Source organism: Arthrobacter sp. (genome assembly GCF_031988865.1).
Classification (GTDB): domain Bacteria; phylum Actinomycetota; class Actinomycetes; order Actinomycetales; family Micrococcaceae; genus Arthrobacter_B.
In genome coordinates, this window is the sequence record NZ_DALZXY010000159.1 from 1 (window position 1) to 3,463 (window position 3,463).

A 3,463-nucleotide genomic window follows, 5' to 3' on the forward strand; every position below is an offset into this window, starting at 1 on the left:
GAGGTAACGCTGCTGCGCGCCACCGGAGGACAGCCGGGCAGGGACGGAGAATTGGTTACCGACTTCTCCGGGGAAGACGACGACGAGGAACGGACCATCCGCCTTGCCGGCTACGGCCCGCGCTGGGCCGCCGCTCCGGACCTGGGCGGTGTCTGACACCGTCAGTCTCCTGCCTCTGGCATGGGCAGTTCTCCCCATCGCGGGTAGCGGCGGCACTGGATAGGCTTGCTGGACAGGGATACCTGAACAGTTTTTTGGGGGAGGACATGACCAGCTGGAGCATCGATGCCGCGTCAGTGCACGCCATCATAAACCGGACGGCGGCGCGGGCAGAGGACTTCTCTGATGCCTCCCGGGACCTCCGGAACGCCGTGGAGGCAGCCCAGGCGGCTGGCCGCAGCGCCGTCGTGGGCGATGCCCTCATCGCCGCCTACCAGGAGTATGCCGGGCTCCTGATCGCGAATGCCGCCGACTACGCTGAGACCGCCTGTGCTTCGGTACGCGATGCCGTGGGCGCCTACCAGGATGCGGACCTGCAGATGGCGGCCGATGCCCAGGCCGGGATGGCGTCAACCCGATGACCGTAAGTGTTGATTTTTCCCTGCTGCCGGACTTCGCTGACGCTGATGAGCTGGTTGCACAAGCCGGTTTCCTTGCCGCGGCTGGCGAGTCCGCTGCCCTGACGGCCGCGGACTGCCACAGCGAGTGGCAAGGGCTGCGTGCCGTGTACGGCGCCCCGGAAGCCGGCCTCGCCTACGGGGCATTTGACAAGGTTGCCGCCTACGGCACGGAGACCAGGTCAGTGACCAGATCGATCAAGACCGCCCTGGGCGATTTTGCGCAGGAGTCACGGCGGCTGCGCCTGCGTTCCGAGGATCTCATCGCAGCGTCTGGCCAGTGCGCCCCGCCGGAGGAATCCGGCGCCGACGAAGAAGCCAGGACGGCCGAAATAAGGGTGCTCCAACAGCAGGTGGCGATCCTGTGCGCTGAATATGCCGCGGCTGAGTCCAGGTGCGCTGCGGGGATTCGCGCAGCGTGCGGGCTGCTTCCGGACAGTGGGCTGCTTGGCAGCCGCGCCTTCGGCACCACGACCTCACTCGCGGACACCGTGCTGGGCCAGGTCCACCACTCACCCGTGCACGTGCGCCGGACCCTGGATGTCAGCGGAGATCTCGCGGCGGAGCTGCGGGTGGAGAACATCGCCTATGACGTCATTGACAGCGGTGTGCGCTACACCCGAACGCCGTCAGGAATCCTGATCCCGGCCGAACGGGTACTGGACCTGAACCGTCCGCCGATTCCGATGACGGACTATGGGCGGCCGCGGCCCGAACTGAGGCTGGACGCCAATGCGGATACACTGACGCCTCCCGGCTGGGCACGTTGGGCAGGCCGCGGGCTTTTCACGCTCGACGCCGGTGTCACGGCTTGGGACCAGGGCAGCCCGCAGTACAACAGCGACCTGGTGCTCCACCCGGACTGGAATTCCGGCGAGCGGGCCTGGTCCGTAACACAGAACGTGGCCATCGTAGGGGGTGCCTCCCTGGCCGGCGGCGCCGGCGGGGCCTGGGCGGGCGCCAAAGCCGGCGCGGTGGTCGGTGGCGTGTTCGGCAGTTGGGTGCCGTTTGTCGGTACGGCAGCCGGTGCGGTGGTGGGCGGTATTGTGGGTGGAATCGCCGGGGGCATGGTGGGCAGCGGCGTGGGGGAAGAGATTGGAAAGAAAGCCAAGGAGATATGGGATTCATTCTGGGACTGATCTTGAGCCTGGTGATGCTCACGATGGGCTGGCGGGCCCACACCGGCCGCTGGCGGTCCTGGCTGGGCCATCCTGGGCTGCTGCCGCGCGTCCGGGCCTATCCGGGGGTGGGAATGCTCTATGGAGGCATCGGCCTGCTCACGGGAACGCTGCTGTGGGATGCGGATCCGGACTCCATGGCCAAGCCGTTGCTCGGTCTGCTCCTGGTACTGATGCTTGGCGGAATTTGGACCTTCCTCGTCAGCCTGGTGTGGCTGCCGAAATTTATGCTTCCTGGCTGGGTGCGGGTGGCTGAGCGCACAAAGGAACGGCAGGCATGAGCACGGCATTGCTTGATACCGGCTATCTGCAGCTGCAGGTCCCCGACGGCTGGGAGAGCAGCATCGAAACGGACACAGCAGTAGTCCGGGCCCCGGTCACCGGAGGATTCCGACCCAATGCCACCGCCCACACCCAGGCTTTCCACGGCAGTGTGGCCCGGGCCGCTACCCAGGGCATCGCGGGGGCATTGGCGGCGCTGGACAAGGTGCACGTTCTCAGTTGCACCCTCTGGCCGGTTCCGGACACTGACGGCGGCCGCTGGATCGAATACACCTATGAACTCCAGGGGACAATGCTCCACCTGCAGCAGGGGTTGCTGCTCCGCAGAAGCCTGCTCACGACGTTCACCGCCATCTGCAGGACCTCCCAGCTTCCCGTTTATGAGGATCACTTTGCCCATCTGGCCGGCAGCCTCCGTTTCGCTGCTGCGGCGACGGAACCGGAAGGAGGCCCCGAGTGAGCGGATACGCTGAACCGCGGCTGGAACCGTTTGCTGCGCGTTACACGGGCGAACCTCTGGAGGAGCTCTCCGGTCTGGCTGCCAGCCAGGATTACCACTCAGACGGCCCTTGGCTTTCCACCGCGGCGCAGGATCTGCTGCTGATGCTGGGCAAGGGCGGCCGGCTGGGGCGGTTCGGCTTCGGCAGCGCCCAGGACGGATTGGCTGAGCTTGTTGCTGCGGGCCTGGCAACGGGTAAGGGACGGTTGCAGGGGCAGGGACGGCTGGTGACATCGCCGCTGGAAAATACGCTGGGTACCTTGCAGCTCACTGCAGGCCTGGGCGGAGTCCGCACCGCTTTCTACTGTGCACTGGGACCGGAAGGCGTGCTGGTGCTCGCCGGGCCTTCCTGCACCCGGCTGCGCAGCAGGGACGGGGCGGAAACTACCCACCGGCAGCTTGACTTCCTCTCACTGGACCAGCTGTACCCAGCTCTCGCAGCGTGGCTGGGAATCGGCCCATCGTGGACTCTGGATGAAGAGGCTGCACCCGATCCGGCAGCCATCCAGGCGCGGATGTCCGGATCCGGCCCGGAACAGGTCCCGGCACCGGAGGGCAGCGGCCCGGTGGTGCGGCACATGTGGGAACAGGAATGGTTCATCTGGCAGCCGGCAGGCGGCAGCACCGGGCTGCCTACGGGTATCCAGGCAGGCACTGCGGGAACGTGGCAGCTGGTCCGCACCGAGGCTGGATTGGTCCTGCGGCCGTGGCCTTCCGGGGCTGCGTACCGCAGCCTGCTCCGGGCGGTGAGCGGGCAGCTGTCCTAGTCCCGGCGGACGCAGTGCCGGGCTGGGAAGGTGAACCGCGTAAAATGGACACCGTGCTTATCCTCGCCATCGACACCTCCGCCATAGCCAGCGCGGCCCTGCTCACCGGTGAGGGAGAAA

At 66.8% G+C, this 3,463-nt stretch carries 5 protein-coding genes; all 5 read left to right on the forward strand.

The window, feature by feature from the left end; genetic code table 11:
- Window positions 1-266 precede the first annotated feature (266 nt).
- Genes RTN46_RS16735 through RTN46_RS16755 form a run of 5 tightly spaced genes read left to right on the forward strand, consistent with a single transcriptional unit; the run spans window position 267 to window position 3,343 of the window.
- A complete protein-coding gene (locus RTN46_RS16735) occupies window positions 267-581 on the forward strand; it encodes a DUF6507 family protein (protein ID WP_312183109.1) in 315 nt (104 codons plus the stop codon).
- Window positions 578-1,756 carry a hypothetical protein gene (locus RTN46_RS16740; protein WP_312183112.1) on the forward strand — a complete coding sequence of 393 codons (1,179 nt, stop codon included), beginning with the start codon at window positions 578-580 and terminating at the stop codon, window positions 1,754-1,756. Before RTN46_RS16735 ends, RTN46_RS16740 begins: the two co-directional genes overlap by 4 nt.
- Window positions 1,735-2,076 (forward strand): hypothetical protein, encoded by a 342-nt coding sequence (locus RTN46_RS16745; RefSeq protein WP_312183115.1) that lies wholly within the window; start codon window positions 1,735-1,737, stop codon window positions 2,074-2,076. Before RTN46_RS16740 ends, RTN46_RS16745 begins: the two co-directional genes overlap by 22 nt.
- Window positions 2,073-2,537, forward strand: a complete 465-nt coding sequence (locus tag RTN46_RS16750) for a hypothetical protein (protein ID WP_312183118.1) — start codon at window positions 2,073-2,075, stop codon at window positions 2,535-2,537. Before RTN46_RS16745 ends, RTN46_RS16750 begins: the two co-directional genes overlap by 4 nt.
- Window positions 2,534-3,343 (forward strand): hypothetical protein, encoded by an 810-nt coding sequence (locus RTN46_RS16755; protein WP_312183119.1) that lies wholly within the window; start codon window positions 2,534-2,536, stop codon window positions 3,341-3,343. The genes RTN46_RS16750 and RTN46_RS16755 overlap by 4 nt, the downstream gene beginning before the upstream one ends.
- The last annotated feature ends 120 nt before the right edge of the window (window positions 3,344-3,463 follow it).

Bases quoted from the DNA above. Each gene is read 5' to 3' on its own strand.
- RTN46_RS16735 (WP_312183109.1), top strand. From the start codon at position 267: ATGACCAGCTGGAGCATCGATGCCGCGTCAGTGCACGCCATCATAAAC.
- RTN46_RS16740 (WP_312183112.1), top strand. From the start codon at position 578: ATGACCGTAAGTGTTGATTTTTCCCTGCTGCCGGACTTCGCTGACGCT.
- RTN46_RS16745 (WP_312183115.1), top strand. From the start codon at position 1,735: ATGGGATTCATTCTGGGACTGATCTTGAGCCTGGTGATGCTCACGATG.
- RTN46_RS16750 (WP_312183118.1), top strand. From the start codon at position 2,073: ATGAGCACGGCATTGCTTGATACCGGCTATCTGCAGCTGCAGGTCCCC.